The sequence below is a fragment of the Bordetella sp. 15P40C-2 genome (assembly GCF_009763235.1).
In the GTDB taxonomy this organism is placed as follows: Bacteria; Pseudomonadota; Gammaproteobacteria; order Burkholderiales; family Burkholderiaceae_B; genus Bordetella_A.
The window spans coordinates 17,666-42,598 of sequence record NZ_WSJA01000011.1 but is presented as its reverse complement, the minus strand read 5'-3'; the positions used below and the strand labels follow the sequence as shown (position 1 = coordinate 42,598).

Sequence of the window (24,933 nt, the reverse complement as noted above, 5' to 3'; positions counted from 1 at the left end):
ACAGGCGATGGACTTGAAGGCACAGTAGGCCCGCGTCCCACACGGACGCGCTAATCGCCGGATTCGCCGGCATTTCCATTGTCCTAGTACTCCAAAGGAGTTTTGCATGAGCCAGACAGCTAAACCCACGATGAGCAAGACAAACACCTTAGGAATGGTAGCCGCGGGCGCTATCGTCGCCTTGGCAGCCGCTCTGCCCCTGACCGCCGCGGCCCAACAGGCCGATTACGGTAGCCGCAGCGACACTAGCGCCGAGGGTCGTAAGAGCTGCGCCCGCAAGGGCTGCGCTGTGGACTTCTCCGGTGGTGCTGCTGGCCAGGCCTATAAGCCTGTCCAGGAGCGCAAAACCTCCGGTTCGGCTGCGTTCGATACGAGCACGCAGGAGTCGGGACTGGTTGGCAAGATCCGTCGCGTCATCCGTAAATTTTGATTTGCCTTGTCTGTCGCGTCTGGGCGCAGCGCGCCGTTTTGAACAAACGGCGCTCCAGGCCTCGCGGCTGACGTTCGGCATTGGGCCCCTAAAGGGGCTTAGACCTTGCTCGTTCATCGTGAGACTGTGACTGTCGTCACGCTGTGGCGCGCTCCCCCTGGGGCGTCGCCACAGTCCGGCAAGGCTTCGCGTCCGTGCGAGTCTAGGCTTCGCCGCGCGCGACCGGTCGCGAGGGGTCGCTGCACCATTCGCTCCACGACCCCGGATACAAACGCGCGCCATTCAGGCCCGCGATTTCCATGGCCAGCAAATTATGGCAAGCCGTGATGCCCGAGCCGCACTGATGCACGATCGTCGCCGGCTCCCGTCCGCCCAATAAAGCCGTGAATTCGGCACGCAATTGTTCGGGACGCTTGAAATGCCCGTCCGCTTGCAAGTTCTCGCCATTGGGGCGATTCAGAGCGCCCGGAATATGGCCGGCCACCGGGTCCATGGGCTCGACTTCGCCACGGAAACGATTAGCCGCACGTGCGTCGATAACAGTAAACCGCGGGTCCGAGATATTGGCCAGCACCGCATCGGCATCGACGGTTTCGACCAGGGGCGGAGCGAGCAACGAGGGACTTTCCGTCTGTTCGGCATAAGCCTCAGTGGCGGGAAGCGAGGCATTCGGCGCTGTGTCATGGCTGACCGGCAGGCCAGCACCCTGCCACGCCTGCCAGCCGCCGTCCAGCACGGCGACGCGCTCATGACCCAGCCAGCGCAGCATCCACCATAGATGCGCGGCGTACATGCCACCACTGGCATCGTAGGCAACCACGAAGGTCTCGGGCCCCACACCATGGGCTTCAAAAAGCGCGGCCAGTTGCTCGCGCGTGGGCAAGGGATGGCGCCCATTTTTGCCCGTACGAGGCGCCGCCAGTTCTGTCTCGTGATCCAGATACCGCGCGCCGGGAATATGCCCCTGCTCGTAGGCGCGGCGCCCGGCCGCATGGTCCATCAGGTCGTGTCTGACATCGAACACACGCACGTTGGGATCATCAAACATGCCAGCCAACGCGGCCGTTGTAATCAAGGTCGTTGTCATAATCGTTATGGGTTGGAAAACAAGCAGACAGCGTACATCGCTGGCCGCCGTCTCACCAAGCGAAATGTAACGGCGAGGCCGCTTTAGCTTTCCGCCGGCAGGCGCATGGTGCGCCATACCGAGAGCAACCCGGCCGCGATAATCAACCCCATCCCCGCCCAGGCCAGCCAATCCAGCTGGTCGCCCCATAGGCCCATGCCCAACAGCGCGGCAAATATGATGGTGGTGTACTGCAACGCCGCGGTCAGCAATGCCGACCCCACGCCGAACGCGCGCGTCATCGTTAACTGACCCAAGAGCCCCGCCAGCCCGATGCCGACCAGCGCGGCATAACCCTGCCACGAGTCCAAGCCCCAGCCATCGAGAGCCAGCCCGATCGCGCTACTCAAACAGACACCCACCGAGAAAAACAAGACAGTGCGCCACTCGGCCTCGCCCACCCGACCGAGCTGCCGGATTTGCAACATCGCCACGGCGGAGGCGGCGCCAGCGACTAGCCCCAGCGCCGCCGCCAGCCACTGATCTGGATTGATGCTGGGCCGCAAAATGGCGATCACGCCCGCGAAGCCCAATGCCACGGCCAGAATACGGATCGGGTCGCGCTGCGCCCCGCCCCATCCCAGCATCCAGGCCGCGATAAATAGCGGAGCGGTGTAATTCAGGCTGGTGGCCGTGGCCAAGGGCAAGTGCGCGATGGCGAAAAAGCCCAGCCACATCGAGGAAATCCCGGCCACGTTGCGCCATAAATGCAGCTTCCAACTCACCGGGACGATGGATTGCCGCGCGGCTCTCGCCCATATCAACAGGACGACGACCGAAGGGAAACCGCGGAACAACACGATCTGCGGCAAGGACGCACCGTACTCGGTGGCCATTTTTACAAATGACCCCATCAGGGCAAACATGGCCGAAGCGACCAACATCCAAAGAGCCTGCATGGGGAGGCGCGAGCAGAAGAATGGAAGACGGGAAAACGCTACTATACTCCCCGTCCGAAAAAACAACATTGGCCCGCTGGGAACTGGCTCGCCTCGTTACCAGTCAAAAGAGGCCCTCATCGCTCGCAGAGGAAGCTAAACCGCATGAAACGCATTTTTCTGTTCGTCCTCACCAACTTGGCGGTCATCGTGGTGCTGTCGGCCACGCTGCGCATCTTGGGCGTGGACCGCATCATTACGGCTCAGGGCATGGATGTCCAGAAGCTGTTGGTCTTTTCCGTCGTCGTCGGCTTTACCGGGGCGATCATTTCGCTCTTGATTAGCAAGCCCATGGCCAAGTGGAGCACGGGTGCGCAGGTGATCGACCCGAACAATCCGCGCGGCGGCCGTGAGGCGTGGCTGGTCGACACGGTGTATCAGCTCGCTGATCGCGCCGGCATCGGGCACCCGGAAGTCGCCATTTATGAAGGCCCTCCGAACGCGTTTGCGACCGGTGCTTTCAAAAACGACGCCCTGGTGGCCGTGTCCACGGGCTTGCTAGACAGCATGACGGAGGAAGAAGTCGCCGCTGTCCTGGGTCATGAAGTCGCCCACATCGCCAATGGCGACATGGTGACGCTGACGCTTATCCAAGGCGTGGTGAACACCTTCGTCGTCTTCCTGGCGCGCATCGTCGGCTACTTCATCGACCGCACCATATTCAAGAACGAGCGCGGTGTCGGGGCGGGGTATTACGTGACGGTCATCGTCTGTGAAATCGCCTTCGGCATCCTGGCTTCTATTATCGTGGCTTGGTTTTCGCGCCAGCGCGAGTATCGCGCCGATGCAGGTGCGGCGCAGTTGATGGGCTCGCGTGAGCCGATGATGCGCGCATTAGCCCGCTTGGGCGGCCTGGAGCCCGGCGATCTGCCGAAGAACTTCGAGGCTTCGGGCATTGCGGGCAAAGGTGGTGTGGCCGCGCTGTTCGCCTCGCACCCGCCGATTCAGAACCGTATCGCCGCGCTGCAGCGCATGCGCGTCGCCTGATGGCAACCGGCCCGTCCCGCAACGCGCGGAACGGGCCTGGCCTGATGTTCAGGCGTTTCAGTCGAGCGTCAGAACCGTCGCGCCGGTCGTCTTACGCGACGCCAGCGCGGCATGCGCCTCGCCAACTTCGGCCAACGTATAACGTTGATCGATGCGGACCTTGATCTTTTTCTTAGTCACCAGATCGAACAATTCTTTGGCCGCCGCCGCCAGCTTTTCCGGCGTATTCACGTGCACGCCCAACGAGGGGCGCGTGACATAGAGGCTGCCTTTCTGGTTCAGGATAGCCAGGTCGACGCCCTTCACCGGCCCCGACGCGTTGCCAAAGCTGACCATCAATCCGCGCGGCTCGATGCAGTCAAGGGAAGCTTCCCAGGTGTCTTTGCCGACGCCGTCGTAGACTACCGGGACTTTCTTGCCGTCCGTCAGTTCCAGCACGCGTTCCACCACATTCTCGCGCGAGTAGTCGATGGTTTCCCACGCGCCGTGAGCCTTGGCCAGCTCCGCTTTCTCTGGGCTGGAAACCGTGCCGATCAGTTTCACGCCCAGCGCCTTGGCCCATTGGCAGGCGATCAGGCCCACGCCACCGGCGGCCGCGTGAAACAGAATGGTTTCGTGCCCTTGCAAGCGATAGGTCTGGCGGAACAGGTATTGGACGGTCAAGCCCTTGAGCATGATCGCCGCCGCCTCTTCGAAGCTGATTCCCTTGGGGATCTTGACGACTTGCGCGGCGGGTACGTTGCGCGCCTCGGCATACGCGCCCAGCGGGCTTTGACCGTAGGCGACACGATCACCAACTTTCAGATGACGCACGTCGGCGCCGACCGCCTCGACCACGCCGGCGGCCTCGAAACCCAGGCCATGCGGCAGCGGATGCGGATACAAGCCGGTACGGAAATAGATATCAATGAAGTTCAGCCCGATCGCGTGCTGGCGAATCGTGACCTCGTTGGGCGCGGGTGCCGGCACCTCGACGTCGACGAGTTTCAGGACTTCGGGTCCACCGTGCTGTTCAATACGGATTGCCTTGACGACATTGCTGGACATACCAGCCTCCTCTGTTGTGATGAATCGCTAATCGATGCGCGGCAGGACGCCGCATTATTGCTTTGCTTCTTTACGCTTTCCGCCGGCCAGCGCCAAGATGCCGCATAGCACCAGCGCTGTCCCCGCAAGCTGCCACAGGGTGATGGGTTCGTCCAGCAGCCACGCGGCCAGAAATAGCACCGACACAGGTCCGGCCATGCCGAGCAACGACGCGGTCGGCGCGCCAATCAACGCCACGGCCCACATCAGCATGAACACCGGAGCGACAGTATTCAAAGTCGCATGCACAAACGAATACCCATAAACGCCCAAGGGCTGGCTCAGCATAGACGGCGGATGTACCACGAAAAACTGCACAATACAGGCAATGCAGGACACACTCATGGCGTAAGCCACCAACCGGGTTGCCCCCACGCGCTTGACGAGCTCACCCGAACAAATGAGATAAATCGAATACGTCAGCGCGGACCCAAAGACGAACATCGCGCCTAATGCGACATTCGAACCGGCGCCCTGCGACAAATCCTGGAAAAACACGAGCACCACGCCCAGATACGACACGATCATGGCGAACCACTGTCGCCGCGAGATCGCGCGCTTTAACCACCAAGCCGATATCAGAACGACCAGGGTCGGGGATAAAAACAGAATCAAGCGCTCCAGATTCGCCGAGACATACTGCAGCCCCACGAAATCCAAGAAACTCGAGATGTAATAACCCAGCAGCCCCAACAAGCAAAGCTCCACCCTTTCGCGCGCAGTCAGCACCGGTAGCTCGCCACGCGCAGCGCGACGTGACTCCTTCCACGCCATGAAGGCGAAGAACGGCAATGAAAACAGCATGCGGAATGCGATGAGCGTCACCGCATCGATGTCATAGCGATAGGTAAGCTTGACCACAATCGCTTTACCGGCAAATAGCACGGCCCCCAGCGTCGCCAGCAGAAAACCAAGAGTACGAGGCGAGACAAACGCAGGCAAACGAGACTGGGCGAGAGGTTTCATGCGATGATTTTATCTTTGCAGCGGCCAGAATTACCGGCTCTATTCGCATTTTTCTGCCGGCCGGATAGTGTGCCGCACGGTGTTGCCCATTCTTTTTTCCTGGCCCACGCATGACTCGCCAACGCGCCCTCGTCTATATCCATGTTGCCGCTGTGCTGTTTGGCTTGACCGGCGTATTCGGCGAAGTCATTCAAGCCAGCGCTGCACTGATCACATTAGGCCGCGCGGTTTTTGCTGTGTTGTCGCTCATGGCGTTCTCCCGCCTGCAACGCAAACGCCTCTTCAGCGCGCTGACGCCGGCTCAGCTATTTACCCTCATTATTTCCGGTGGCTTGCTGGCGGTGCACTGGGTGACTTTTTTCATTTCCGTGAAAACCGGAGGCATTGCCATTGCCACGCTGGGCTTCGCGAGTTTCCCCGCGTTTATTACGCTATTTGAGGGATTGCTATTCCGGGAAAAAGTGCGTGCAGCGGAGTGGGCCATTATCGGCCTGGTGACCGCTGGGCTTATTTTGGTCACGCCCTCATTTGATCTGGCTAATGCGGGCACAGTGGGACTGGCTTGGGGCCTGCTGTCAGGGCTGGCATTTGCATTATTGGCGGTCAGCAATCGGCACTCGGCTGTCGGTCTGGACGCCATGCAGATCGCTTGCGGACAGAATATTGTCGTCGTACTGGCGATGCTGCCTTTTGCCGCTGGCCAACTGCCGCAACTTGGGGCCATCGACCTATTCTGGATCGCGCTATTGGGTATTTTCTGCACCGGGTTGTCGCATTATCTGTTCGTCTCGAGTCTGGCGAAGCTCAATGCGCGCAGTGCGGGGGTGGTCATCGCGCTCGAACCCGTATACGCCATCGCGTTCGCGTGGCTGCTATTCGCGCAAGAGCCCGGGCTGCGCATGCTGGCGGGCGCGGCACTGATTATTTTGGCAATCGTCTGGTCGGGTTTACGAAAGCCTCACCCCGAGACTATGCTGGTGTAATCTGCCGGCGGCGTTTAAAACACCTGTATTGACAATATCTGCTCAGGCAATAAAATCGCGCCATGACTGCGACCCGCCCCCCTGCCGACCCGGACACTCAGACGCTCTACCGAGCGACTCCGCGCAACATTTCCGATGACAATGTCGGTTTCCTCATCAAGCAGGTCTATAACTCGATCAACCGTCAGTTGGACGCGGAAACTGCGCCATTGGGCCTGACCGCGATTCAGTGGCGGCCGATCGCCCAGTTGGCTCGCGGCCTCGCCGCGACCCCGGCCGAGCTGGCTCGTATCAACGGCGTGGACACCGGCGCGATGACGCGCACGCTGGACCGGCTGGAAACCAAAGGCCTGCTACGTCGCGTACGCAGTCACGAAGATCGCCGCGTGGTGAAAATCGAATTGACCGAGGCTGGCTTGGAGACGGCCAAAGGCATTCCCCCCTGCATTGCCCGCGTGCTGAATCGCCATCTGCGCGGATTCTCCACCGATGAAGTCGCGCAAATGCGCCATCTGCTGGGCCGCATGCTGGCAAACGGCTCAGAGGGTGGTCCGCAAGACACCTGAGATACCTGACGAAACCCTGTTGAGTTCGCGGGTACTGTGCCCAGCCTGCAGGTTTTACGTCATAATCGCTGCCTAGGCAGATACAGCCATGACAAACACATTCAGCAAAACGTAAGGATGAAACCTCTAATCCCCCTGGCACTTGTGCTCGCTTTAGCGGGCTGCGCGCAGATGGACGAGGCGGCAGCCCCGTTGTCGCGCCTCGATGGCGCGCAGCTCGGTTTGCAAGCCAGCGCTGTCGATTGGCCGCAGCAGCAGTGGTGGCACCGCTACGCCGACCCGCAGCTCGACGCGCTGGTCGACGAGGCGCTGGCACGCAACCCGTCGATGACATCCGCGCAAGCCCGCCTGGCCCAGGCCAACGCGGCCGTACGCGGCGCTCGCGCCCCGCTGATGCCAGCGGTGGATGCCAATTACGCTTTGACGCGCGAACATCTCTCGAAGCACTACATCTATCAGCCCCCCATGGCGGGGTCGGTTAGCTCGGATACTCGACTCGCCTTGGATTTCAGCTATGAGCTGGATTTCTGGGGAAAAAATCGCGCCCGGCTGGATGCAGCGATTTCGCAAAGCGCCGCGGCAGAGGCGGACACGCATGCTGCCCGCAATCTGCTTTCTCGCGCGGTCGTGCGCAGCTACTTGAATCTGCAAAACGCCTTCGCGCAACGCAAGGTTCTGCAGCGCATCGTGAAGCAGCGCGAGGAGGTCTTGCAATTGACACGCGACCGGCAACGTGCGGGACTGGATACGCAAGTCGAAGTCAAACAAGCAGAATCGTCGCTGGCCGCCGCCCGTGTCGACTTAACCCAGATCGAGACGACCCTGGCGCAATTGCGCAATCAAGTCGCGGCCTTGGCGGGCACGGGTCCGGCGCGCGGACAGGCAATTCAAGAATCGACGTTGGCCGCCCCCGCCGGCGTGGTACCCAACGAAGTTTCGCTGGATCTTCTAGGCCACCGCCCTGATGTCGTGGCGGCACGCTGGCGAGCCGAGGCCGCGCAGCGCAATATCGACGCGGCGCGCGCGGAGTTTTATCCCAATATCAATCTGGTGGCATTCGCCGGATTCCAGGCCATCGGGACAGGCAATCTGCTCGATGCGGGCAGCCGCATGGCAGGCATAGGCCCTGCGATTTCGCTACCGATCTTTCACGGCGGCGCTTTAAATGCCAACCTCGCCAGCCGGCGCGCGCAGGCCGATCTGGCGGTCTCTGACTATAACCAGGTCGTGCTTGACGCGGTGAATCAAGCCGCTGACGCCATAGTGGCCTTGCGTCTGATTGGCGAAGAACGCACGCAACAGCATCAGGCGCGCACCGCCATTGACGCGGCCTATGACTTGGCGGTGCAGCGCTATCGCGCCGGCATGGGCGACTACCTCACGGTGTTGATCGCGCAAACCGGTGTGCTGACCCAGGCACGGCTGGACACCGACCTGCAATTCCGCGCCTATCAATTAGACGCCGATCTCGCGTATGCGCTGGGCGGGGGCTACGAGCCCGCCACGGACGCACCGAATGCTTCTACTCATTGACCGAACACATCCCCGACGTCATGACTGCGACTTCTGAACATCACCCCGCCCGCAAACGCCTGCTGCTGATCGCAGCGGGTGTATTTATCGTGCTCGCCGTTCTGTATGGAATATGGTGGGCGCTTTTCGGCTCTCATGTTGAGAGCACCGACGACGCTTATGTGCATGGCAACCTCGTGCAGATCACGCCGCAAGTTCCCGGCACCGTGATCGCTATCGAGGCCGGCGATACCGAGCATGTTCAAGCCGGGCAGGCGGTCATTCGCCTTGACCCCGCCGACGCCGAGGTCACGCTCCGACAGGCCGAAGCACAGCTGGCGCAAACGGTTCGCCAAGTGCGCACGCTGTATGTGCAAAATGAGTCGCTGGAGGCCGACATTCATGTGCAGCAAGCCAACATTGATCGCGCGCAGGCCGACCTGAAGCGAGCGCAAAGCGATCTGCAACGTCGGCAAACGCTCGCCAAGACCGGCGGCGTAAGTGGAGAAGAGCTGCTGCACGCGCAAACAGCGGTTAAGACCGCACAATCCGGGCTGGAACAAGCCCGGGCATCGTTGGCCGCCGCGCAAGCCCGCCTGACCACGAATCAGGCGTTGACCAACGGCACCACGGTGGCCACCCATCCCGATGTGCTGCTCGCGGGCTCCAGACTGCGGGAAGCATGGCTCGCCCACGCGCGCACCGTCATCCCTGCCCCGGTCGATGGCGTCATCGCGCGCCGCAGCGTACAAGTCGGTCAGCGTGTCGCGCCTGGCGCCACGTTGATGAGCGTCGTGCCGCTGGACCAAGTCTGGGTTGAAGCGAATTTCAAGGAAGGCCAACTACGCCACATGCGGCCCGGTCAGCGTGTCACGCTGGTATCTGATCTGTATGGCAGTGACGTTACCTACCACGGCAAAATTGTGGGCCTGGATGCCGGCACGGGCAGCGCGTTCTCGCTCTTGCCCGCGCAGAATGCCACCGGCAACTGGATTAAAGTGGTGCAGCGCGTGCCGGTGCGTATCGAGCTCGACCCCAAAGAACTTCAGGCGCACCCATTACGCGTCGGTTTGTCGATGGAAGTCGAAGTCGATCTGAGCCAAGCAGTGGACGAAAACGCCCCCGCGACTCCCAGGCATGAACCCGCGTGGTCCACCAAGGTCTATGCGGACACCCACGACGGCGCGGACGCCTTGATTGACCGCATCATCCAGGCCAATCTCTGATCATGAGCGCCTCCCGTTCCCCTGCTTCGCGCGAAGCCTTGCCGCCGCTGGAGGGCGCGACGCGCATTATCGGTTCGATCGCCCTGTCGACCGCAGTGTTCATGAATGTGCTGGACACCTCGATCGCGAACGTATCGATTCCCACGATCTCTGGCGATCTGGGCGTGAGTTCCAGCCAAGGCACTTGGGTCATCACCTCGTTCGCGGTGGCCAACGCCATCACGGTGCCGTTGACAGGGTGGCTGACCCAGCGTTTTGGCCAGGTGCGGCTTTTTATTATTTCTACCCTGCTCTTCGTGCTGGCCTCGTGGCTATGCGGATTCGCGCCTTCGCTGGAAGCCCTGATCGCGTTTCGCGTGCTGCAAGGCGCGGTGGCGGGGCCGATGATCCCGCTGTCGCAAGCGCTGATGCTTTCGAGCTTTCCGAAGGCAAAATCCGGCATGGCGTTGGCCATCTGGTCGATGACCACGCTGGTCGCGCCAGTGGCCGGGCCATTACTCGGCGGATGGATTTCGGATAACTATTCCTGGCCGTGGATTTTTTATATCAACGTACCGGTAGGCTTGCTAGCCGCGTGGATCAGTTGGCGGGTCTACCGCGATCGCGAATCGGTCACGCGCAAGTTGCCCATCGACAAACTCGGATTGGTGCTGTTGGTGGTGTGGGTGGGCGCGCTGCAAATCATGTTGGACAAGGGCAAGGAGCTTGACTGGTTCGCCAGCCCGGTTATCCAGCTGCTGGCACTGACGGCTTTCGTCGCCTTCGTATTCTTTCTGATCTGGGAACTCACGGATGCGCATCCAATCGTCGATCTACGCTTATTCAAGGTCCGCAACTTTACTGTCGGCGCGCTGACGCTGGCCGTGGCCTACGGCGTGTTCTTTGGCAACGTGGTGCTGTTGCCGCTGTGGCTGCAAAGCACAATGGGCTATACCGCCACCTACGCGGGGCTGGTCACCGCGCCGGTTGGCTTGATGGCCATCTTGCTGACGCCCATCGTCGGCAAACTGCTCGCCACACGCGACCCACGGCAGCTGGTGACCGTTGCGTTCCTGGTGTTCGCGCTGGTGTGCTTCATGCGCTCGGGCTTCAATACCGATGCGGATATGCGTACGTTGATTCTCCCAACGTTGGTGCAAGGGGCAGCCATGGCGGCTTTCTTTGTCCCGTTGACATCGATCACGCTGTCTGGGCTGGAGCCCTGGCGCATCCCCGCCGCCTCGGGATTATCGAATTTCTTGCGGCTGACGGCGGGGGCATTCGGAACGTCGATCGCCACCACGGTATGGGAAGACCGCGCCACCGAACATCATGCGCGGCTCACCGAAATCGCGCGGCCCGGTCATGCGCCGTTTGATCAGGCACTGGATACGTTGCAGAACACCCTGGCGATGCCGCGGGATGCCGCGCTCGCCCGGCTGGATGGGATCATCAATACGCAGGCCTACACCATGTCGGCAACAGACGTGTTTTATGCCTCGGGTGTCATCTTTATCTTGCTGACGGGCTTGGTTTGGTTCGCGCACGGGCGTCGCAAAACCGCCAATGCGGGCGGCGGCGCTGCCGAAGCTGCAGCCGGGGCTCACTAAAGCGGTCGGACTGCGATTAAACTGCGCATTCGATGGCCAACATGTCATACGTCGTGTCCGGCGCACTGGCCATCCATCGAAAAACATTGGGAGAACATTGGTGGCAGGTACTAAGCATAAAATCGCAGTCATTCCCGGCGACGGCATTGGTAAGGAAGTAGTCCCCGAGGGATTGCGCGTACTTGACGCTGTCGCGACACGCTTTGGCATCGATTTTCAGTGGGACCATTTTGACTGGAGCTGCGACTACTACGCCAAGCACGGCAAGATGATGCCCGACGACTGGGCAACACAGATCGGCAGCCATGAAGCGATTTTCTTCGGCGCTATCGGCTGGCCCGCCACGGTGCCGGATCATGAAGCCCTGTGGGGTTCGCTGTTTCAGTTCCGCCGCCACTTCGACCAGTACATCAACTTGCGTCCCGTGCGCTTGATGCCGGGTGTGCCCTCGCCGCTGGCCAATCGCAAGCCGGGCGATATCGATTTCTTCATCGTCCGCGAGAACACCGAAGGCGAATACTCCAATAGCGGCGGCCGCCTCTTTGCAGGGACCGAACGCGAAGTCGTCATTCAGGAAAGCGTGTTCACCCGCATCGGCGCCGACCGTGTGTTGAAGTTCGCCTTCGAATTGGCGCAGAAGCGTGGCAAGCATTTGACCGCTGCCACGAAGTCCAACGGCATCTCGATTTCCATGCCGTGGTGGGATGAGCGCGTCGCCGACATCGGTACGCAGTATCCGGACGTGCGCTGGGACAAGTATCACATCGACATCCTGTGTGCGCATTTCGTGCAGCACCCGGACTGGTTCGATGTTGTCGTGGCATCGAATCTGTTTGGCGACATTCTGTCGGATCTGGGCCCGGCCTGCACCGGCACGATCGGTATCGCGCCCTCGGCCAACCTGAATCCTGAACGCAAGTTCCCGTCGTTGTTCGAGCCGGTGCACGGCTCGGCGCCCGACATCTATGGCAAAAACATCGCCAACCCGATCGGTCAGATCTGGAGCGGCGCGTTGATGCTGGATTTCCTGGGTTATCCGGAAGCCTCGAAGGCCGTGGTCAGCGCCATCGAAACGGTGCTGGCCGAAGGCCCGCGCACGCGCGATATGCAGGGCACGGCATCCACGACCGACGTGGGCCGCGCGATCGCCGAGATCATCGCCTCGGGCAAGTAAGACGATGACAGGCCAGCCTTTCGGGGCTGGCCCAGACGGGCTGGCCTGCCCGGGTCAGCCCATCAGTGCTGACGCAGACGCGAGCTCAATAGCCGCGATCGCGCTGCACCACCCCGGACAACGGCTCGCCACGCATCAGACGCTGGATCTTATTGATGATCTGCGCGACCGTTTCGTGCTGAAGGCTGATCGCCGCCACATGTGGAGTGATCGTGACCTTGGGATGTTTCCAGAACGGATGGTCTTTGGGTAACGGCTCTTGGCGAAACACGTCGAGCGTCGCACGCTCGATATGTCCTGCATCCAACAACGCCAGCAGGTCTTCTTCCACCAAATGCTCGCCGCGCCCCATATTGATGATGTGGGCCTGGGGCATGAGCTGTTCCAGCGTTTCACGACGCAGGATATCGCGCGTCTCGGCCGTCAAGGGCAGCGTGTTGATCAACACGCGCGAACGGGCGAGAAACGCGGGCAATTGGTCCAAGCCAGCAAAGCTTTCCACCCCCGCCGGCACCTTGCCGCTGCGCGACCAGCCCGCCACGGGATAATCAAGCGCGGCCAAGGTTTGCGCAACCTTGCTCCCCATGACGCCCGCACCCAACACGCCCACTGGCCATTGCGCACGGCGCAGTTCGGACAATGTTGCCCAAACGCCGGCTTGCTGTTGGGCGACGTAGTCGTCGAACTGGCGGCTTGCCCGGGTGATCGCCCACACCGCATATTCCGCCATTTGCACGGCCATGCCCGCGTCTTCCAGCCGGACGATGGGGGTATCCGCAGACAAGGTTGGCAGCTTTAGCAGGCCGTCGACGCCTGCGCCCAGATTGAATACCGCGCGCAGGTTGCGCTCGCGCTCGAAGAGTTCAGCTGGTGGCGACCAGACCACCGCGATGTCCGCATTCTGCGGTGGCAGATCGGGGTGCCACAGGGCAACCTCTGCTTCGGGGATGGCGTTAGAGATCGGTTCCACCCACCGCTCTTGCGTGGCGGGATGCGACGAAACGACGAGAATCTTCATGAATTACGCTCTCAGCTGCGGATTTAGTCCGCTATGCTGCCACAAACAGCGCGTTGCCAAGGGGTCAATCTTGCTGTGATCAGGAGATTTCCAGGCCTAGCGCGCGAAGACCCATGCGACTCCGCGCGCGAGCTTGTGCTCAGCGGCGCTTAGAGCCGAGCAACGAACCCAATACGCCGCGCACAAGCTGTCTGGCCATCGATCGCGCAGTGCTCTTGACGACCGATTGCACCACGCCATCGCGCTTGCCGCCGCGCGGGCCGGTGGAACCAAAGAGCAGCTCATTCAAACCCTGCATTAACCCACCAGAGGCTTGCTCGTCGGCGGCGGTCTTGGACTTCCCTTCCGTGCCGCCCGACTTGTCGTTCGCGCCCGATTGCGCGACTTCTGCGCTGGCTCGCGCGGTCAGGACCTCGTAGGCCGATTCGCGGTCGATGGCCTTGGCGTACTTGGCCGACATGGTCGGGTCATCGCGCAGTGCCTGGCGTTCGGCATCCGTAGCCGGGCCGATGCGACTGCCCGGCGGCATGATCCAGGCACGTTGCGTGGGCTCGGGACGCCCTTTGGCATCGAGCAAGGACACCAGCGCCTCGCCCACCCCCAGCTCCGTGATCGCGGCTTCGATATCGAGCCCTGGATTCGGCCGCATGGTCTCTGCTGCGGTTTTTACGGCCTTCTGGTCACGGGGGGTAAACGCGCGCAATGCGTGCTGAACGCGATTGCCCAATTGTCCCAGCACGGAATCGGGGATATCCAACGGATTTTGCGTGACGAAGTACACGCCCACGCCTTTTGAACGCACCAGGCGCACGACCTGCTCGATCTTGTCTAACAGCGCCTTGGGCGCATCGTTAAACAACAGGTGTGCCTCGTCGAAAAAGAACACCAGCTTGGGCTGATCGCGATCACCGACTTCGGGCAGCTTTTCATACAGGTCGGCCAGCATCCACAACAAGAACACACTGTAGAGACGCGGCGACTGCATCAGCTTGTCAGCGGCGAGGATATTGATGATGCCCCTACCCTTGGCGTCGGTACGCATCAGATCCAACACATCCAACATGGGCTCGCCGAAAAATTTCTCGGCGCCTTGAGACTCCAGCCGCAACAGACTGCGCTGGATGGCGCCCACCGAGGCGGCGGACACATTGCCGTACTTGGTCTTGAGCTGCGCCGCGCGGTCTGCGACGTTTTGGAGCATCGCGCGCAGATCTTTTAGATCGAGCAGCAGATGTCCCTCGTCATCGGCCACGCGAAATACCAAGGTCAGCACGCCTTCCTGGGTGTCGTTGAGCTCCAGCATGCGCGACAGCAGCAAGGGCCCCATGTCGGAAATCGTGGCGCGAACCGGCAAGCCCTGCTCGCCAAACACATCCCACGCGACCGCGGGATTGGCGCCCCAGACAGGCTCGGGCAAGCCGTTTTGCTGCAAGCGCGCTTGCAGCTTCGGATTGGATTCCCCGGCTTGAGAAATTCCCGTCAAATCGCCTTTGATATCGGCCAGAAATACCGGCGTGCCAATGCGCGAAAACGCTTCGGCAAGCACCTGCAGCGTCACCGTCTTGCCCGTGCCCGTCGCGCCAGTGATGCAGCCATGGCGGTTCGCCAGTGCCGGCAGCAAGTGCAATTCTGTATGTTCGTTTTTTGCGACGACGATGGGGTCGGACATCTATGCTCTCCGGCATGCAAGAATTGTGACAAGTGTAGAGCGAACGCGCGAAATTGTGCGGCATGCGTGCCCAGGCACAGCGTAAAACGGCCCGCGACATGTGTAGAAGCAATTCGGCGCGTCGCATCCTGGCCTCGCCGCGCGCCCGCGCGCGTCAACCACGGTAAAATGCCCGTTTTGCCGACAATTTTATTTGGGACACCATGGCCGGACACAGTAAATGGGCCAATATCCAGCACCGCAAAGGCCGCCAGGATGCCAAACGCGGGAAGCTTTGGACCAAGATCATTCGTGAGATCACCGTCGCCGCGCGAGCCGGCGGCCCTGACCCCGACAGCAATCCGCGCCTGCGGATGGCGTGGGACAAGGCTACCGACGCCAACATGCCCAAGGACAACATCCAGCGCGCGATTCAGCGCGGGGCCGGCGGCGCCGATGGCGCCAACTACGAGGAAGTCCGTTACGAGGGCTACGGCATCGGCGGCGCGGCCGTGATCGTGGACTGCATGACCGACAACCGCACCCGCACGGTCGCGGAGGTTCGCCACGCATTCGCCAAAAATGGCGGCAACCTGGGCCAAGAGGGCTCGGTCGCATTCATGTTCAAGCATTGCGGCCAGTTCGTTTTCGCGCCTGGCACCGCGGAAGACACAGTGATGGAAGTCGCGCTCGAAGCCGGCGCCGAGGACGTTGTCACGGACGAAGAAGGCGTGATCGAAGTCATTTGCGCGCCTGCCGACTACGCCGCCGTGCGCCAGGCATTCGAAGCCGCCGGCCTGAAGGCCGAAGTCGAAGGCATCATCATGAAGCCGCAAAACGAGACCGAACTGACGGGCGAAGATGCGGAAAAAATGCAAAAGCTCCTCGATGTGCTCGAGGGCTTGGACGATGTGCAGGAAGTCTATACGAACGTCGTCTTCGACGAGTCGCAGTAATCAGTATGCCGCGTGGATTTCCCTTTAAGGAACTCCATCGCGGCGACCCGTGCGGCGCGCCGGTCGCGTCGCGCGGGGCAGCAGTCAAGACACACCAACACGGCGGATCAGCCCGCCAACCTTTTGTGCCTAGCCTGGGACGGCAACGCCCGGCTATTTTAAGAACTCACCGAACATGAAACTCCTGGTAATCGGCTCTGGTGGCCGCGAACACGCCCTGGCTTGGCGCCTGGCCCGCTCGCCCCGCGTCCACAAGGTCTTTGTCGCGCCCGGCAACGGCGGCACCGCGCAGGGCGACCTGCTGCAAAACGTGCCCATCACCGATCCGGAAGAGCTGGCGGATTTCGTCGAGCGCGAAGGCGTTTCCCTCACGGTCGTCGGCCCCGAGGCGCCCTTGGCAGCGGGCGTAGTCGACGTGTTCCGCGCACGCAAGCTAAAGATTTTTGGCCCCACCAAGGCCGCCGCGCAGCTGGAGAGCTCCAAGGACTACGCCAAGGCTTTCATGGTGCGCCACAACATCCCGACGGCGCGCTATCAGACTTTTACCGATCCCGCCGAGGCACACGCCTACGTCGACCAGGAAGGCGCCCCCATCGTCATCAAGGCTGACGGCTTGGCCGCTGGCAAGGGCGTGGTCGTCGCCGCCGATCTGGCCGAGGCCCATGCCGCCATCGACGCCATGCTCGGCGATGGCAGCCTCGGCCAGGCAGGTGCGCGGGTCGTGATCGAGGAATGCCTGGTCGGCGAAGAAGCCAGCTTCATCGTGATGTGCGATGGCCGTCACGTACTGGCGCTGGCGACCAGCCAGGATCACAAGCGTTTGAAAGACGGCGACGCCGGCCCCAACACGGGCGGCATGGGCGCCTATTCGCCCGCCCCGATTGTCACGCCGGGCCTGCACCACCGCATCATGCGCGAAATCATCTTGCCCACGGTGCAAGGCATGGCGCGCGACGGTATTCCGTACACCGGGTTCCTCTACGCGGGGCTGATGATCGGCCCGGGCGACGATCAAGACCGTTCGATCAAGACGCTGGAATTCAACTGCCGCATGGGCGACCCCGAAACACAGCCCATCATGATGCGGATCAAGAGCGATCTGCTCGATACGCTTGAACACGCCGTCGAAGGCACGCTGGACCAAGCCGACATCACCTGGGATCGCCGTACCGCCCTGGGCGTGGTGCTGGCCGCGCACAACTATCCTGGTACGCCGCGTCAGGGCGATGTCATCGCCGCGTTGCCGGCCGAGACCGAAGACTGCATGGTTTTCCATGCGGGCACGCGTCTGGAAGATGGCGAGCTCAAGACCGCCGGCGGACGTGTGCTGTGCGTGACGGCGCTTGGTGATTCCGTGCGAATGGCACGCGAGCGAGCCTACGCCGCGGTCGATGGGGTGCATTTCGACGGCCGCCAGTATCGCTCCGACATCGGCTGGCGTGCATTGAAGCCTTCGCAGCAAAAGGCCAAACCTTAATTAATCTCAAAGCACGGATGGGTTGTCAGGGCTAAGCTTACCCAAGCACGCGCGGTGTCAACCCTGGCAGCCGCCTGAGCTCGCCGCCTGATCGGCGGCGACAGCCCTCACCCATCTGGACATAGCATGAGCAAACTCCCCGTTTCCGACGTACGAAATTATCTGACCGGTCTGCAGACGCGTATCGTGCAGGCGTTGGAAGAAGCTGGCGGCGAAGCGTTCCGCACCGACGAATGGCAGCGTGCCGAAGGCGGCGGCGGCGTTTCGCGGTTGATCGAAGGCGGCCAGTTTCTAGAGCGCGGCGGCGTATTGTTCAGCCATGTCAAAGGCAGCCAGCTGCCCCCATCAGCCAGCGCGCATCGGCCAGAGCTGGCCGGCCGCCCTTGGGAAGCCATGGGCGTGTCGATGGTGCTGCATCCGCGCAACCCGTATGTGCCCACCACGCACATGAACGTGCGCATGTTCATGGCCGCAGCTCGGCCGGGGCAGGACGAAGAAGATATCTTCTGGTTTGGCGGCGGCCTGGATCTGACGCCCTACTATCCGTACGAGGAAGACGCGCGTCATTTTCATCAGGTCTGTCGGGACGCCCTGGCGCCGCACGGCGCGGACTACTACCCCAAGTACAAGCGCTGGTGCGATGAGTACTTCTTTTTGAAGCATCGGCAGGAAACGCGTGGTATTGGCGGCGTGTTCTTCGACGATTTGAACGAGCCCGGCTTCGACGCCTCGTTCGCATTGCTGCGGTCGGTAGGCGATGCATTTTTGCCTGCCTACATGCCCATCGTCGAACGCCGTAATGCCCTGCCCTACGGCGACGCGCAGCGCGAGTTCCAGGCGTACCGGCGCGGCCGTTATGTTGAGTTCAACCTGGTCTTTGACCGCGGCACGCTGTTTGGCTTGCAATCGGGCGGGCGCACGGAGTCCATCCTGCTGTCCATGCCGCCCGTCGCGCATTGGCGTTATGACTGGCAGCCACAACCGGGTACGCCCGAGGCCGAATTGGCCGCGTTTTTAACCCCACGGGATTGGGTGTGACGCGAAACGAGCTACCGTCCCCCGCTGACACCGCGGCACCGCTGCCGCGGGTAGGCCTGCTGGGCGGAAGTTTCGATCCGATTCATGTGGCCCATCTCGCGTTGGCACACGCCGCCCTCGTCGGGCTGGACTTGAACCAGGTTCAATTCATCCCGGCCGCAAACCCCTGGCAGCGCGCGCCGCTGGCCGCGTCGCCGGAACACCGCCTGCGCATGATCGAGATCGCCATCGATGGCGACCCGGACCTGGGCGTCGACGCGATCGAGATCGAGCGCGGCGGCGCCACCTATACGGTGGACACCATCCTGGCCCTGCCGCCCATCGCGCATTATGTCTGGATACTGGGCGCGGACCAGCTCGCCAATTTCTGCACCTGGCATCGGTGGCAGGACATCGTCCAGCGCGTGGATCTGGCGGTCGCCGTGCGTCCAGGCTCACCGCTTGCGCCCCCGGCCGAACTGCAGGACTGGCTCGCCGCTCACCCCGAGCGGCAGCTAGCCACCTTGCCTTTCACCCCGATGGACGTCTCCGCCTCGGAAATTCGCGCGCGCTTGGCTCGTGGTGCGCCAACCGAAGGCTTGTTACCCCCCAAAGTCGCCGACTACATCGCGGCCCACGATCTCTACCGCTGATAGCCCGCGTTTTGGCGTAAAGGGTGACGTATCGGCGCCTCATCTCGCCCCCGTGCGCTGCCCTCGCGGGTTATATTTACAAACATGGATATTCAAAAACTGCAACGCGCCGTCATCGACGCCCTTGAAGACGTCAAGGCGCAAGACATCAAGGTGTTCAACACCACGCATCTGACCAGCCTGTTCGATCGCGTCGTCATCGCCAGCGGCACCTCCAATCGCCAGACGCGTGCGCTGGCCTCCAGCGTGGCCGACTGCGGTCGCGCGCTCAAGCTCACCGGCATTACCGTGGAAGGCGAAGACACGGGCGAATGGGTCGTCGTGGATCTGGGCGATATCGTGGTGCACGTGATGCAACCGGCGATCCGCCAGTATTACAACCTGGAAGAAATCTGGGGCGATAAACCGGTGCGCGTCAAATTGTTGCCCGCCTCCGGTGGCCAGCCGGGTCAGCTTGACGACGCCGAAGACTGATCGGGACGACGCGATGCCTGTTTTTTGCGCGGCGCCAACGCCGTTGCGAGGCACAGCCAGCTTATGAAACTCATCGTTATTGCCGTGGGCCATCGTATGCCCGACTGGGTCGAAACGGCTTGGGATGACTACGCCAAGCGGCTGCCCGCGGATTGCGCGCTCGAACTGCGCGAGGTAAAGCCCGAGCCGCGCACCACGGGTAAAACGCCTGCGCAGATGATGGCGGCCGAAGCGCGTCGCATCGAGGCGGCGCTGCCGGCCGGCGCGCTGCGGCTGGCGCTGGATGAGCGTGGTCGTGACCTGACCACGATGGCACTGTCTCAGCGCCTGGAACAATGGCGCGGCGACGGACGTGACGTCGCGTTTATCGTGGGCGGCCCCGATGGATTGGACGCATCGCTGAAAGCCGCCTGTGATGGGCAGATCCGCCTGTCATCGCTGACCCTGCCGCACCCCATGGTGCGAGTCGTGCTCGCCGAGCAGCTTTATCGCGCCTGGGCGATCATGACGAGTCACCCCTACCACAGAGCCTGATGCACATCGCACGGCATCCAGCTCTTATCGGCCGTCCTGCGTTCTGATTTCTCAATACACACCATGACGTCATCGCCTTCTTCCTCCGCCGTCTCGCCCCGTCTCTACCTCGCATCCGCGAGTCCGCGCCGGCGTGAACTGCTGACACAGATAGGCTTGGCACATACCGTGCTGCAAGTGCCCGCGCCGCCGGGCGAAGACGAACCGCAATTGGCGGGTGAAAGCGCCGCTGATTATGTCCGCCGTACCGCGCGCGAAAAAGCCGAACGCGGCGTGCAATGGTTGCTATCGCAACAATTACCCGAGCTGCCGATCCTCGCCGCCGACACCACGGTGATCCTGGGTGGCGATGTCCTGGGCAAGCCCGTGGACCGCGCTCATGCGGTCGCGATGTTGCGCCGCCTCAGCGGCACGACTCACCACGTGCACACCGCCGTCGTCGTGGCTTATCGTGGTGAACTCCATACCGAAGTCTCCATTTCCGAGGTTCGTTTCCGTGTACTGAGCGAGGAGGACGTCGCCCGCTATTGCGATAGCGACGAACCTTACGGCAAAGCCGGTGCTTATGGCATACAGGGGCTGGCCGCCACGTTCATCGAGCACCTCTCGGGGAGCTATACCGGCGTCATGGGATTACCGTTGTTCGAAACGGCCACGCTGCTGCGCCGGGTGGGCATCGCACTACCCTGACTGCGAAAATCCGGCGATTCCAAGATGATGCACGCCGTGGCCCCAGCGGCGAACACCCGATTGCAGACCCCCTATCAGACCGCGGCCGGCGGAATCGGTATCTCAGGGGCCGGCAAGGATTCCAGGCTGCCCGGCCGCTCGCGGTCCGGCGTCCTCGCAGGCTCATCCGCTGGCTTGTTAGCGAGTTCGTGCGTGCCCTCCGCTGCCGCGTGACGATGCTTGGCTGATTCCTCGGCGACCTTCATATAAGTACTGATCAAGGCATAAGCCGCATTAGCGCCCAGCACAATTGCCAGCGCTACGGGGTGGCCCGTCAGCGCGACCGTGGCTGCGAGCTTGGCACCGGTGAGTATGGCGCCGGGAACATCGCCTGCCCGCACTTGCTTGGCAAACGTCACCAAGGAAACTGCAACACCCACCACTCCGCTGAACTCGGCAAGGCCTAAGCCCACGCCCGCCGCAACGTTGAGTACCTGGTCAAGCGACACCAACGCTTTGAGACCACTCGTGAGCATGGCCGCGCCGTCAAGACTGAAAAAGCCTTCCTTCATGCACGTATGCAAAGCAGAAACCGCTGAAAGGAAACTCAGTGTCCCTACGGTTGTGGTAGAGGCGAAGTCGGCGATGCTGAGAAACGCGTCCTCGGCGGTGTGGAGGACCGACGCTATCTCGACCGCGGTAACGGCCGCATGTATCCAAACCTCGACGCATTCAAACGCTTCCTTTACGCTACTGACCGGGGGTGCAATCGATGCCAGCGCTTCGGCGGAAAAGGGCAGAGAAAAAGGGGTGATCTGCATGGTTATCAGGCCTTGGGCGTTAGGTCATAACCGGAATCGGGCTGCGCACCTTCATCTGGAGCCGGCAACAGTAACTTTTCGATCTCATCCGCAGCGAACGCCTTCGCCAGCACATCGACGTGCTGACAAAAAGCGACGAACATCGCGCCAAAAGCCTCGCCCGTCCAGCCTTCATCACGCGGCATCCACATGAGACGGAAACGGATCTCACGAGTGCTTGGATCCATGCCCACAAACCCCATTCCAGTGAGGTTCGCGCTGATATTGAGCGCCAGTAACTCGCATAGCGTGCGCGCACTGGTCTTCTCATCGGCAACGCCAATGACGGCGGTGAACACCAGTGCCGGCAAACCAGGCATTGGCGTGACGCCAAATAAGGTTCCTCCCTTGGTCTTCAACATCAAGCCGCGATCATTCGCGAGCATGATGGGAACACCCATGGCTTCTTCCAGGCCATGGCCCCATTCGCGTAGCTTTATCACTGAATCTATGCTCATCTTCGCTTCCCAAAAATGGATCGAAGACTTGGTAACCCTAGATTTCTCTCAGTTCCCAGAGTGACAAACAAAAACGCCCGACGAGGGGATCGTCGGGCGTTTTTTTGATGAATCGGTGACTGCGTGCGAGTCGATTCGTTGCGATAGCAGTGGCCTGCCGCCCGGCTAAGCACAGCGCCGGGTCACGAGTTCAGGTGGGCGGGTTATTCCTTCTTCGCGCCGGAAATGCGCACCAATTCCGCGGCTTCGCCCATGCCTTTTTGCACCATATCCCAGTAGGCATCGATCGAGATCGGCTCGGCCGGCACGGAGCCCGCAGCGATGAATTTTTGACGCAGTTCCGGGCTTTGCAATGCCTTCGCCAGCGCTTCGTTCAGCTTGATCAGGATAGGCCGGGGCGTGCCGGCCGGGGCTACCAAGCCATACGCGGAATCCATGTAAAAGCCTGGTACACCGGCCTCATCAAAGGTCGGCACTTCGGGCAAGGCGTCGATACGCGCCTTTGACGTGATCGCCAGCGGGCGTACCTTGCCGGAAGCGATCGGAGCCATGGCGCCCGTCGTAATGATCATATCGACACGGCCCGCCATCACGTCCGTCAGCGCGGGCGCGGTGCTTTTGAACGGCACGTGCAAGATGTCGATGCCCGTACGGGTCTTGAAGCTTGCACCCGCCAGATGCTGTGACGAACCAACGCCACCAGAGGCATACGTCAACTTACCCGGGTTCGCCTTGGCGTGGTCGACATAATCCTTCACTGATTTAAACGGGGAGTCCGCCGGCACGAGCATCGTCGAAGGCGAGGTGTTGATCAACCCCACCGGCGCGAAGTCCTTGATCGGGTCATAGCCGATGTTGTCGTAAAGCGCCGAATTCAGCCCGTGTGAGGCCACGGTGGACAACATGATCGTGTAGCCATCCGGGTTGGCGCGCGCAGCCGCGACCGAGCCGATATTGCCACCGGCACCGGCCTTGTTGTCGACCACGATCGATTGCCCGAGATGCTTACTCATCTCTGCCGCGACCATGCGCGCCACGCCATCGGCTGGGCCACCCGCTGCCCAGCCCACAATCATGTTGATCGGTGCGGCCGGATAGTTGTCGACCGACGCTGCTTGCGCTCCTGCAGCAGATAAACCAAGAGAAAGAGCCAGTACAAGGTCTTTATAACGGCGCAACTTCGAGAACATGGGAACGATTCCACTCTGGAAAAATGATGGGAACGTTAACATAGCCCATGAATCAGCGACGCAGACAAATTCGCATTGGTTGCGCCGCGACTTCGCCTTGCTTCGTTGTAAAAGACTAACGTTGACCGAGGATCAAATCCCTGCCGCGGGTAACGCGGTAAAGAAGTTCGGCAAATCCCAGCCCTCGTCGAATGCCTTGGACACGGACGAGACGTCAGCATCAGCTTGATTATCCGAGGCGGTATTGTCGACTTGCGTCGCCTCTGGGGCGTCCGTGCCTTGTTTCTCCGCCTGGCCCGCAGCATAAGCCTTATAACTGCAGTACATCGAGTAAACGGCATTGGCCCCCACCACAATGCCTAACGCCACGGGGTGACCCGTTAAAGCGACCAGGGCGACAAGCTTTGCGCCCGTCAAAAGCGCACCTGGCACGTCTCCGTCGCGTACGTACTTGGCAAACGTCACCCCCGTCACCAGCAAACCGGCCACCCCGCTGAACTCCGCGAGGCCCAGGCCCACACCTGCCGCCACCGTTAGCAGGCCATCGAGCGACACCAACGCGCTTGCGCCACTGGTCAGAATGCTCAGGCCTTCCAGACTAAAGAAGCCATGCTCCATGCAGTGACGGAATGCCCCCACCATCGACATCAAACTCAGGCCGGCGAAAGCGGATTGTTTCGCCATGCCGGTGATACATTGAAGCACTGCATTATCGGGATGAATTACCGACTCCACCGTGATCGCGGCTGCGATGGTCGCAATCCAAGGCGCTGCGGACTTCAGGACGTCCCGCACACTGTTGACCGACGGTACCAGCGAACTCAGTTGTTCGACCGTCGGCGCAAAAGGAACCGGCAAGGCGTTGAGATTCATCGCAATCAAGCCATATTGGTAAAGTTTGGACTCAACGGCTGTTCCCGTGATCCCCCCGCCGGCGCCACGGCGGCAAGTTTCTCAAGCTCGCCGTTAGCCAGTGCTTTTGCCAACTGATCGACATGTTCTGAAAACGCCGCGAGCACAGCGGCGAAGGCCTGTTCGGTCCATCCTTCATCACGAGGCATCCACATCAGGCGATAGAGGATCTCGCGTGTCGAAGCGTCCAACCCGACGTATCCCATGGCTGACAAGGTAGCGTTGAGGTTGATCGCCAATAAACTACAGAGCGTCTGCGTGCTCGTGTGTTCATTCGCCACACCGATAACGCCGGTAAACACTAATCCAGGTAGACCCGGCACTGGCGCGACGCCGAACAGGTTGCCACCCTTGGTCTTTAGCATCATGCCGCGGTCATCAGCGGTCATGATGGAGATACCCAGCGCCTCCTCTAAGCTGCGCCCCCAATCCCGTAATTGCTTGGCCGAATCTATGGTCATTCTTCAGTCCTCAAAAAATCGGA

The 24,933-nt window shown here is 61.3% G+C and carries 26 protein-coding genes; 15 read left to right on the top strand and 11 right to left on the bottom strand.

Going from position 1 to position 24,933, the window contains the following annotated elements:
* Positions 1-106: 106 nt before the first annotated feature.
* Entirely contained in the window at positions 107-430 is a 324-nt protein-coding gene (locus GOQ25_RS04520) for a hypothetical protein (RefSeq protein WP_160349262.1), read from the top strand.
* 202 nt (positions 431-632) lie between these two features.
* On the opposite strand, the gene GOQ25_RS04515 is transcribed toward GOQ25_RS04520, so the two are convergent.
* On the bottom strand, positions 633-1,517 hold the full coding sequence (locus GOQ25_RS04515; protein WP_160349261.1) for a sulfurtransferase: 885 nt from the start codon (positions 1,515-1,517) through the stop codon (positions 633-635).
* 83 nt (positions 1,518-1,600) lie between these two features.
* A complete protein-coding gene (locus GOQ25_RS04510; RefSeq protein WP_160349260.1) occupies positions 1,601-2,455 on the bottom strand; it encodes a DMT family transporter in 855 nt (284 codons plus the stop codon).
* Between the two features lie 144 nt (positions 2,456-2,599).
* On the opposite strand from GOQ25_RS04510, the gene htpX reads away from it, so the two are divergent.
* Positions 2,600-3,481: a protease HtpX gene (gene htpX, locus GOQ25_RS04505; RefSeq protein WP_160349259.1), complete on the top strand. Its 882-nt coding sequence runs from the start codon at positions 2,600-2,602 to the stop codon at positions 3,479-3,481.
* A 57-nt stretch (positions 3,482-3,538) separates the two neighbouring features.
* Here the strand turns inward: htpX and GOQ25_RS04500 are convergent, their stop codons facing one another.
* Positions 3,539-4,528, bottom strand: a complete 990-nt coding sequence (locus tag GOQ25_RS04500) for a quinone oxidoreductase (protein WP_160349258.1) — start codon at positions 4,526-4,528, stop codon at positions 3,539-3,541.
* A gap of 54 nt (positions 4,529-4,582) precedes the next feature.
* Entirely contained in the window at positions 4,583-5,533 is a 951-nt protein-coding gene (locus tag GOQ25_RS04495) for a DMT family transporter (protein WP_160349257.1), read from the bottom strand.
* A 110-nt stretch (positions 5,534-5,643) separates the two neighbouring features.
* Here GOQ25_RS04495 and GOQ25_RS04490 point away from each other — a divergent pair, with 110 nt between their 5' ends.
* The 6 genes from GOQ25_RS04490 to GOQ25_RS04465 all read left to right on the top strand — a co-directional run bounded on the left by GOQ25_RS04490 (position 5,644) and on the right by GOQ25_RS04465 (position 12,583).
* Positions 5,644-6,516 (top strand): DMT family transporter, encoded by an 873-nt coding sequence (locus GOQ25_RS04490; RefSeq protein ID WP_160349256.1) that lies wholly within the window; start codon positions 5,644-5,646, stop codon positions 6,514-6,516.
* 62 nt (positions 6,517-6,578) lie between these two features.
* Positions 6,579-7,082: a MarR family winged helix-turn-helix transcriptional regulator gene (locus GOQ25_RS04485; protein ID WP_160349255.1), complete on the top strand. Its 504-nt coding sequence runs from the start codon at positions 6,579-6,581 to the stop codon at positions 7,080-7,082.
* A gap of 117 nt (positions 7,083-7,199) precedes the next feature.
* Positions 7,200-8,615 carry an efflux transporter outer membrane subunit gene (locus GOQ25_RS04480; protein WP_160349254.1) on the top strand — a complete coding sequence of 472 codons (1,416 nt, stop codon included), beginning with the start codon at positions 7,200-7,202 and terminating at the stop codon, positions 8,613-8,615.
* Between the two features lie 20 nt (positions 8,616-8,635).
* A complete protein-coding gene (locus GOQ25_RS04475; RefSeq protein ID WP_160349253.1) occupies positions 8,636-9,820 on the top strand; it encodes an EmrA/EmrK family multidrug efflux transporter periplasmic adaptor subunit in 1,185 nt (394 codons plus the stop codon).
* Between the two features lie 2 nt (positions 9,821-9,822).
* The gene (locus GOQ25_RS04470) at positions 9,823-11,409 is read left to right on the top strand and encodes a DHA2 family efflux MFS transporter permease subunit (RefSeq protein ID WP_202109328.1); all 1,587 of its coding nucleotides are present in this window, start codon (positions 9,823-9,825) and stop codon (positions 11,407-11,409) included.
* 100 nt (positions 11,410-11,509) lie between these two features.
* Positions 11,510-12,583 carry a tartrate dehydrogenase gene (locus tag GOQ25_RS04465; protein ID WP_160349252.1) on the top strand — a complete coding sequence of 358 codons (1,074 nt, stop codon included), beginning with the start codon at positions 11,510-11,512 and terminating at the stop codon, positions 12,581-12,583.
* Between the two features lie 85 nt (positions 12,584-12,668).
* Here GOQ25_RS04465 and GOQ25_RS04460 read toward each other — a convergent pair whose 3' ends face one another.
* Together GOQ25_RS04460 and GOQ25_RS04455 are read right to left on the bottom strand one after the other, a co-directional pair.
* Positions 12,669-13,601: a glyoxylate/hydroxypyruvate reductase A gene (locus GOQ25_RS04460; protein WP_160349251.1), complete on the bottom strand. Its 933-nt coding sequence runs from the start codon at positions 13,599-13,601 to the stop codon at positions 12,669-12,671.
* 139 nt (positions 13,602-13,740) lie between these two features.
* Positions 13,741-15,270: a helicase HerA-like C-terminal domain-containing protein gene (locus tag GOQ25_RS04455; RefSeq protein ID WP_160349250.1), complete on the bottom strand. Its 1,530-nt coding sequence runs from the start codon at positions 15,268-15,270 to the stop codon at positions 13,741-13,743.
* Between the two features lie 203 nt (positions 15,271-15,473).
* On the opposite strand from GOQ25_RS04455, the gene GOQ25_RS04450 reads away from it, so the two are divergent.
* From GOQ25_RS04450 to GOQ25_RS04420, 7 genes are all read left to right on the top strand, one after another.
* Positions 15,474-16,205 (top strand): YebC/PmpR family DNA-binding transcriptional regulator, encoded by a 732-nt coding sequence (locus tag GOQ25_RS04450; protein ID WP_160349249.1) that lies wholly within the window; start codon positions 15,474-15,476, stop codon positions 16,203-16,205.
* A 175-nt stretch (positions 16,206-16,380) separates the two neighbouring features.
* Entirely contained in the window at positions 16,381-17,682 is a 1,302-nt protein-coding gene (gene purD, locus GOQ25_RS04445) for a phosphoribosylamine--glycine ligase (protein ID WP_160349248.1), read from the top strand.
* Between the two features lie 126 nt (positions 17,683-17,808).
* Positions 17,809-18,720: an oxygen-dependent coproporphyrinogen oxidase gene (gene hemF, locus GOQ25_RS04440; protein WP_160349247.1), complete on the top strand. Its 912-nt coding sequence runs from the start codon at positions 17,809-17,811 to the stop codon at positions 18,718-18,720.
* 41 nt (positions 18,721-18,761) lie between these two features.
* Positions 18,762-19,352 (top strand): nicotinate (nicotinamide) nucleotide adenylyltransferase, encoded by a 591-nt coding sequence (gene nadD, locus GOQ25_RS04435; protein WP_160349272.1) that lies wholly within the window; start codon positions 18,762-18,764, stop codon positions 19,350-19,352.
* An 84-nt stretch (positions 19,353-19,436) separates the two neighbouring features.
* Positions 19,437-19,826, top strand: coding sequence for a ribosome silencing factor (rsfS, locus tag GOQ25_RS04430; RefSeq protein WP_160349246.1), 390 nt, complete (start codon positions 19,437-19,439; stop codon positions 19,824-19,826).
* A gap of 63 nt (positions 19,827-19,889) precedes the next feature.
* Positions 19,890-20,360: a 23S rRNA (pseudouridine(1915)-N(3))-methyltransferase RlmH gene (gene rlmH / locus GOQ25_RS04425; protein ID WP_160349245.1), complete on the top strand. Its 471-nt coding sequence runs from the start codon at positions 19,890-19,892 to the stop codon at positions 20,358-20,360.
* Positions 20,361-20,423: 63 nt separating this feature from the next.
* Positions 20,424-21,050, top strand: a complete 627-nt coding sequence (locus GOQ25_RS04420; protein ID WP_160349244.1) for a nucleoside triphosphate pyrophosphatase — start codon at positions 20,424-20,426, stop codon at positions 21,048-21,050.
* Between the two features lie 74 nt (positions 21,051-21,124).
* Here the strand turns inward: GOQ25_RS04420 and GOQ25_RS04415 are convergent, their stop codons facing one another.
* From GOQ25_RS04415 to GOQ25_RS04395, 5 genes are all read right to left on the bottom strand, one after another.
* The gene (locus GOQ25_RS04415; protein WP_160349243.1) at positions 21,125-21,850 is read right to left on the bottom strand and encodes a hypothetical protein; all 726 of its coding nucleotides are present in this window, start codon (positions 21,848-21,850) and stop codon (positions 21,125-21,127) included.
* Positions 21,851-21,855: 5 nt separating this feature from the next.
* Positions 21,856-22,347 (bottom strand): type III secretion system chaperone, encoded by a 492-nt coding sequence (locus tag GOQ25_RS04410; RefSeq protein WP_160349242.1) that lies wholly within the window; start codon positions 22,345-22,347, stop codon positions 21,856-21,858.
* A 203-nt stretch (positions 22,348-22,550) separates the two neighbouring features.
* Positions 22,551-23,537: a tripartite tricarboxylate transporter substrate binding protein gene (locus GOQ25_RS04405; protein ID WP_160349241.1), complete on the bottom strand. Its 987-nt coding sequence runs from the start codon at positions 23,535-23,537 to the stop codon at positions 22,551-22,553.
* Positions 23,538-23,669: 132 nt separating this feature from the next.
* Complete coding sequence (locus tag GOQ25_RS04400; RefSeq protein WP_160349240.1) at positions 23,670-24,410, bottom strand: hypothetical protein; 741 nt, start codon at positions 24,408-24,410, stop codon at positions 23,670-23,672.
* A gap of 5 nt (positions 24,411-24,415) precedes the next feature.
* Positions 24,416-24,910: a type III secretion system chaperone gene (locus tag GOQ25_RS04395; RefSeq protein WP_160349239.1), complete on the bottom strand. Its 495-nt coding sequence runs from the start codon at positions 24,908-24,910 to the stop codon at positions 24,416-24,418.
* Between the last annotated feature and the right edge of the window lie 23 nt (positions 24,911-24,933).

Bases quoted from the DNA above. Each gene is read 5' to 3' on its own strand.
- GOQ25_RS04515 (WP_160349261.1), bottom strand. From the start codon at position 1,517: ATGACAACGACCTTGATTACAACGGCCGCGTTGGCTGGCATGTTTGAT.
- purD (WP_160349248.1), top strand. From the start codon at position 16,381: ATGAAACTCCTGGTAATCGGCTCTGGTGGCCGCGAACACGCCCTGGCT.
- GOQ25_RS04485 (WP_160349255.1), top strand. From the start codon at position 6,579: ATGACTGCGACCCGCCCCCCTGCCGACCCGGACACTCAGACGCTCTAC.
- GOQ25_RS04395 (WP_160349239.1), bottom strand. From the start codon at position 24,910: ATGACCATAGATTCGGCCAAGCAATTACGGGATTGGGGGCGCAGCTTA.
- GOQ25_RS04415 (WP_160349243.1), bottom strand. From the start codon at position 21,850: ATGCAGATCACCCCTTTTTCTCTGCCCTTTTCCGCCGAAGCGCTGGCA.
- htpX (WP_160349259.1), top strand. From the start codon at position 2,600: ATGAAACGCATTTTTCTGTTCGTCCTCACCAACTTGGCGGTCATCGTG.
- GOQ25_RS04410 (WP_160349242.1), bottom strand. From the start codon at position 22,347: ATGAGCATAGATTCAGTGATAAAGCTACGCGAATGGGGCCATGGCCTG.
- GOQ25_RS04475 (WP_160349253.1), top strand. From the start codon at position 8,636: ATGACTGCGACTTCTGAACATCACCCCGCCCGCAAACGCCTGCTGCTG.
- GOQ25_RS04500 (WP_160349258.1), bottom strand. From the start codon at position 4,528: ATGTCCAGCAATGTCGTCAAGGCAATCCGTATTGAACAGCACGGTGGA.
- GOQ25_RS04520 (WP_160349262.1), top strand. From the start codon at position 107: ATGAGCCAGACAGCTAAACCCACGATGAGCAAGACAAACACCTTAGGA.
- GOQ25_RS04480 (WP_160349254.1), top strand. From the start codon at position 7,200: ATGAAACCTCTAATCCCCCTGGCACTTGTGCTCGCTTTAGCGGGCTGC.
- rlmH (WP_160349245.1), top strand. From the start codon at position 19,890: ATGAAACTCATCGTTATTGCCGTGGGCCATCGTATGCCCGACTGGGTC.
- GOQ25_RS04405 (WP_160349241.1), bottom strand. From the start codon at position 23,537: ATGTTCTCGAAGTTGCGCCGTTATAAAGACCTTGTACTGGCTCTTTCT.
- GOQ25_RS04460 (WP_160349251.1), bottom strand. From the start codon at position 13,601: ATGAAGATTCTCGTCGTTTCGTCGCATCCCGCCACGCAAGAGCGGTGG.
- GOQ25_RS04400 (WP_160349240.1), bottom strand. From the start codon at position 24,410: ATGAATCTCAACGCCTTGCCGGTTCCTTTTGCGCCGACGGTCGAACAA.
- GOQ25_RS04470 (WP_202109328.1), top strand. From the start codon at position 9,823: ATGAGCGCCTCCCGTTCCCCTGCTTCGCGCGAAGCCTTGCCGCCGCTG.
- rsfS (WP_160349246.1), top strand. From the start codon at position 19,437: ATGGATATTCAAAAACTGCAACGCGCCGTCATCGACGCCCTTGAAGAC.
- GOQ25_RS04490 (WP_160349256.1), top strand. From the start codon at position 5,644: ATGACTCGCCAACGCGCCCTCGTCTATATCCATGTTGCCGCTGTGCTG.
- GOQ25_RS04510 (WP_160349260.1), bottom strand. From the start codon at position 2,455: ATGCAGGCTCTTTGGATGTTGGTCGCTTCGGCCATGTTTGCCCTGATG.
- GOQ25_RS04450 (WP_160349249.1), top strand. From the start codon at position 15,474: ATGGCCGGACACAGTAAATGGGCCAATATCCAGCACCGCAAAGGCCGC.
- GOQ25_RS04420 (WP_160349244.1), top strand. From the start codon at position 20,424: ATGACGTCATCGCCTTCTTCCTCCGCCGTCTCGCCCCGTCTCTACCTC.
- GOQ25_RS04455 (WP_160349250.1), bottom strand. From the start codon at position 15,270: ATGTCCGACCCCATCGTCGTCGCAAAAAACGAACATACAGAATTGCAC.
- GOQ25_RS04495 (WP_160349257.1), bottom strand. From the start codon at position 5,533: ATGAAACCTCTCGCCCAGTCTCGTTTGCCTGCGTTTGTCTCGCCTCGT.
- hemF (WP_160349247.1), top strand. From the start codon at position 17,809: ATGAGCAAACTCCCCGTTTCCGACGTACGAAATTATCTGACCGGTCTG.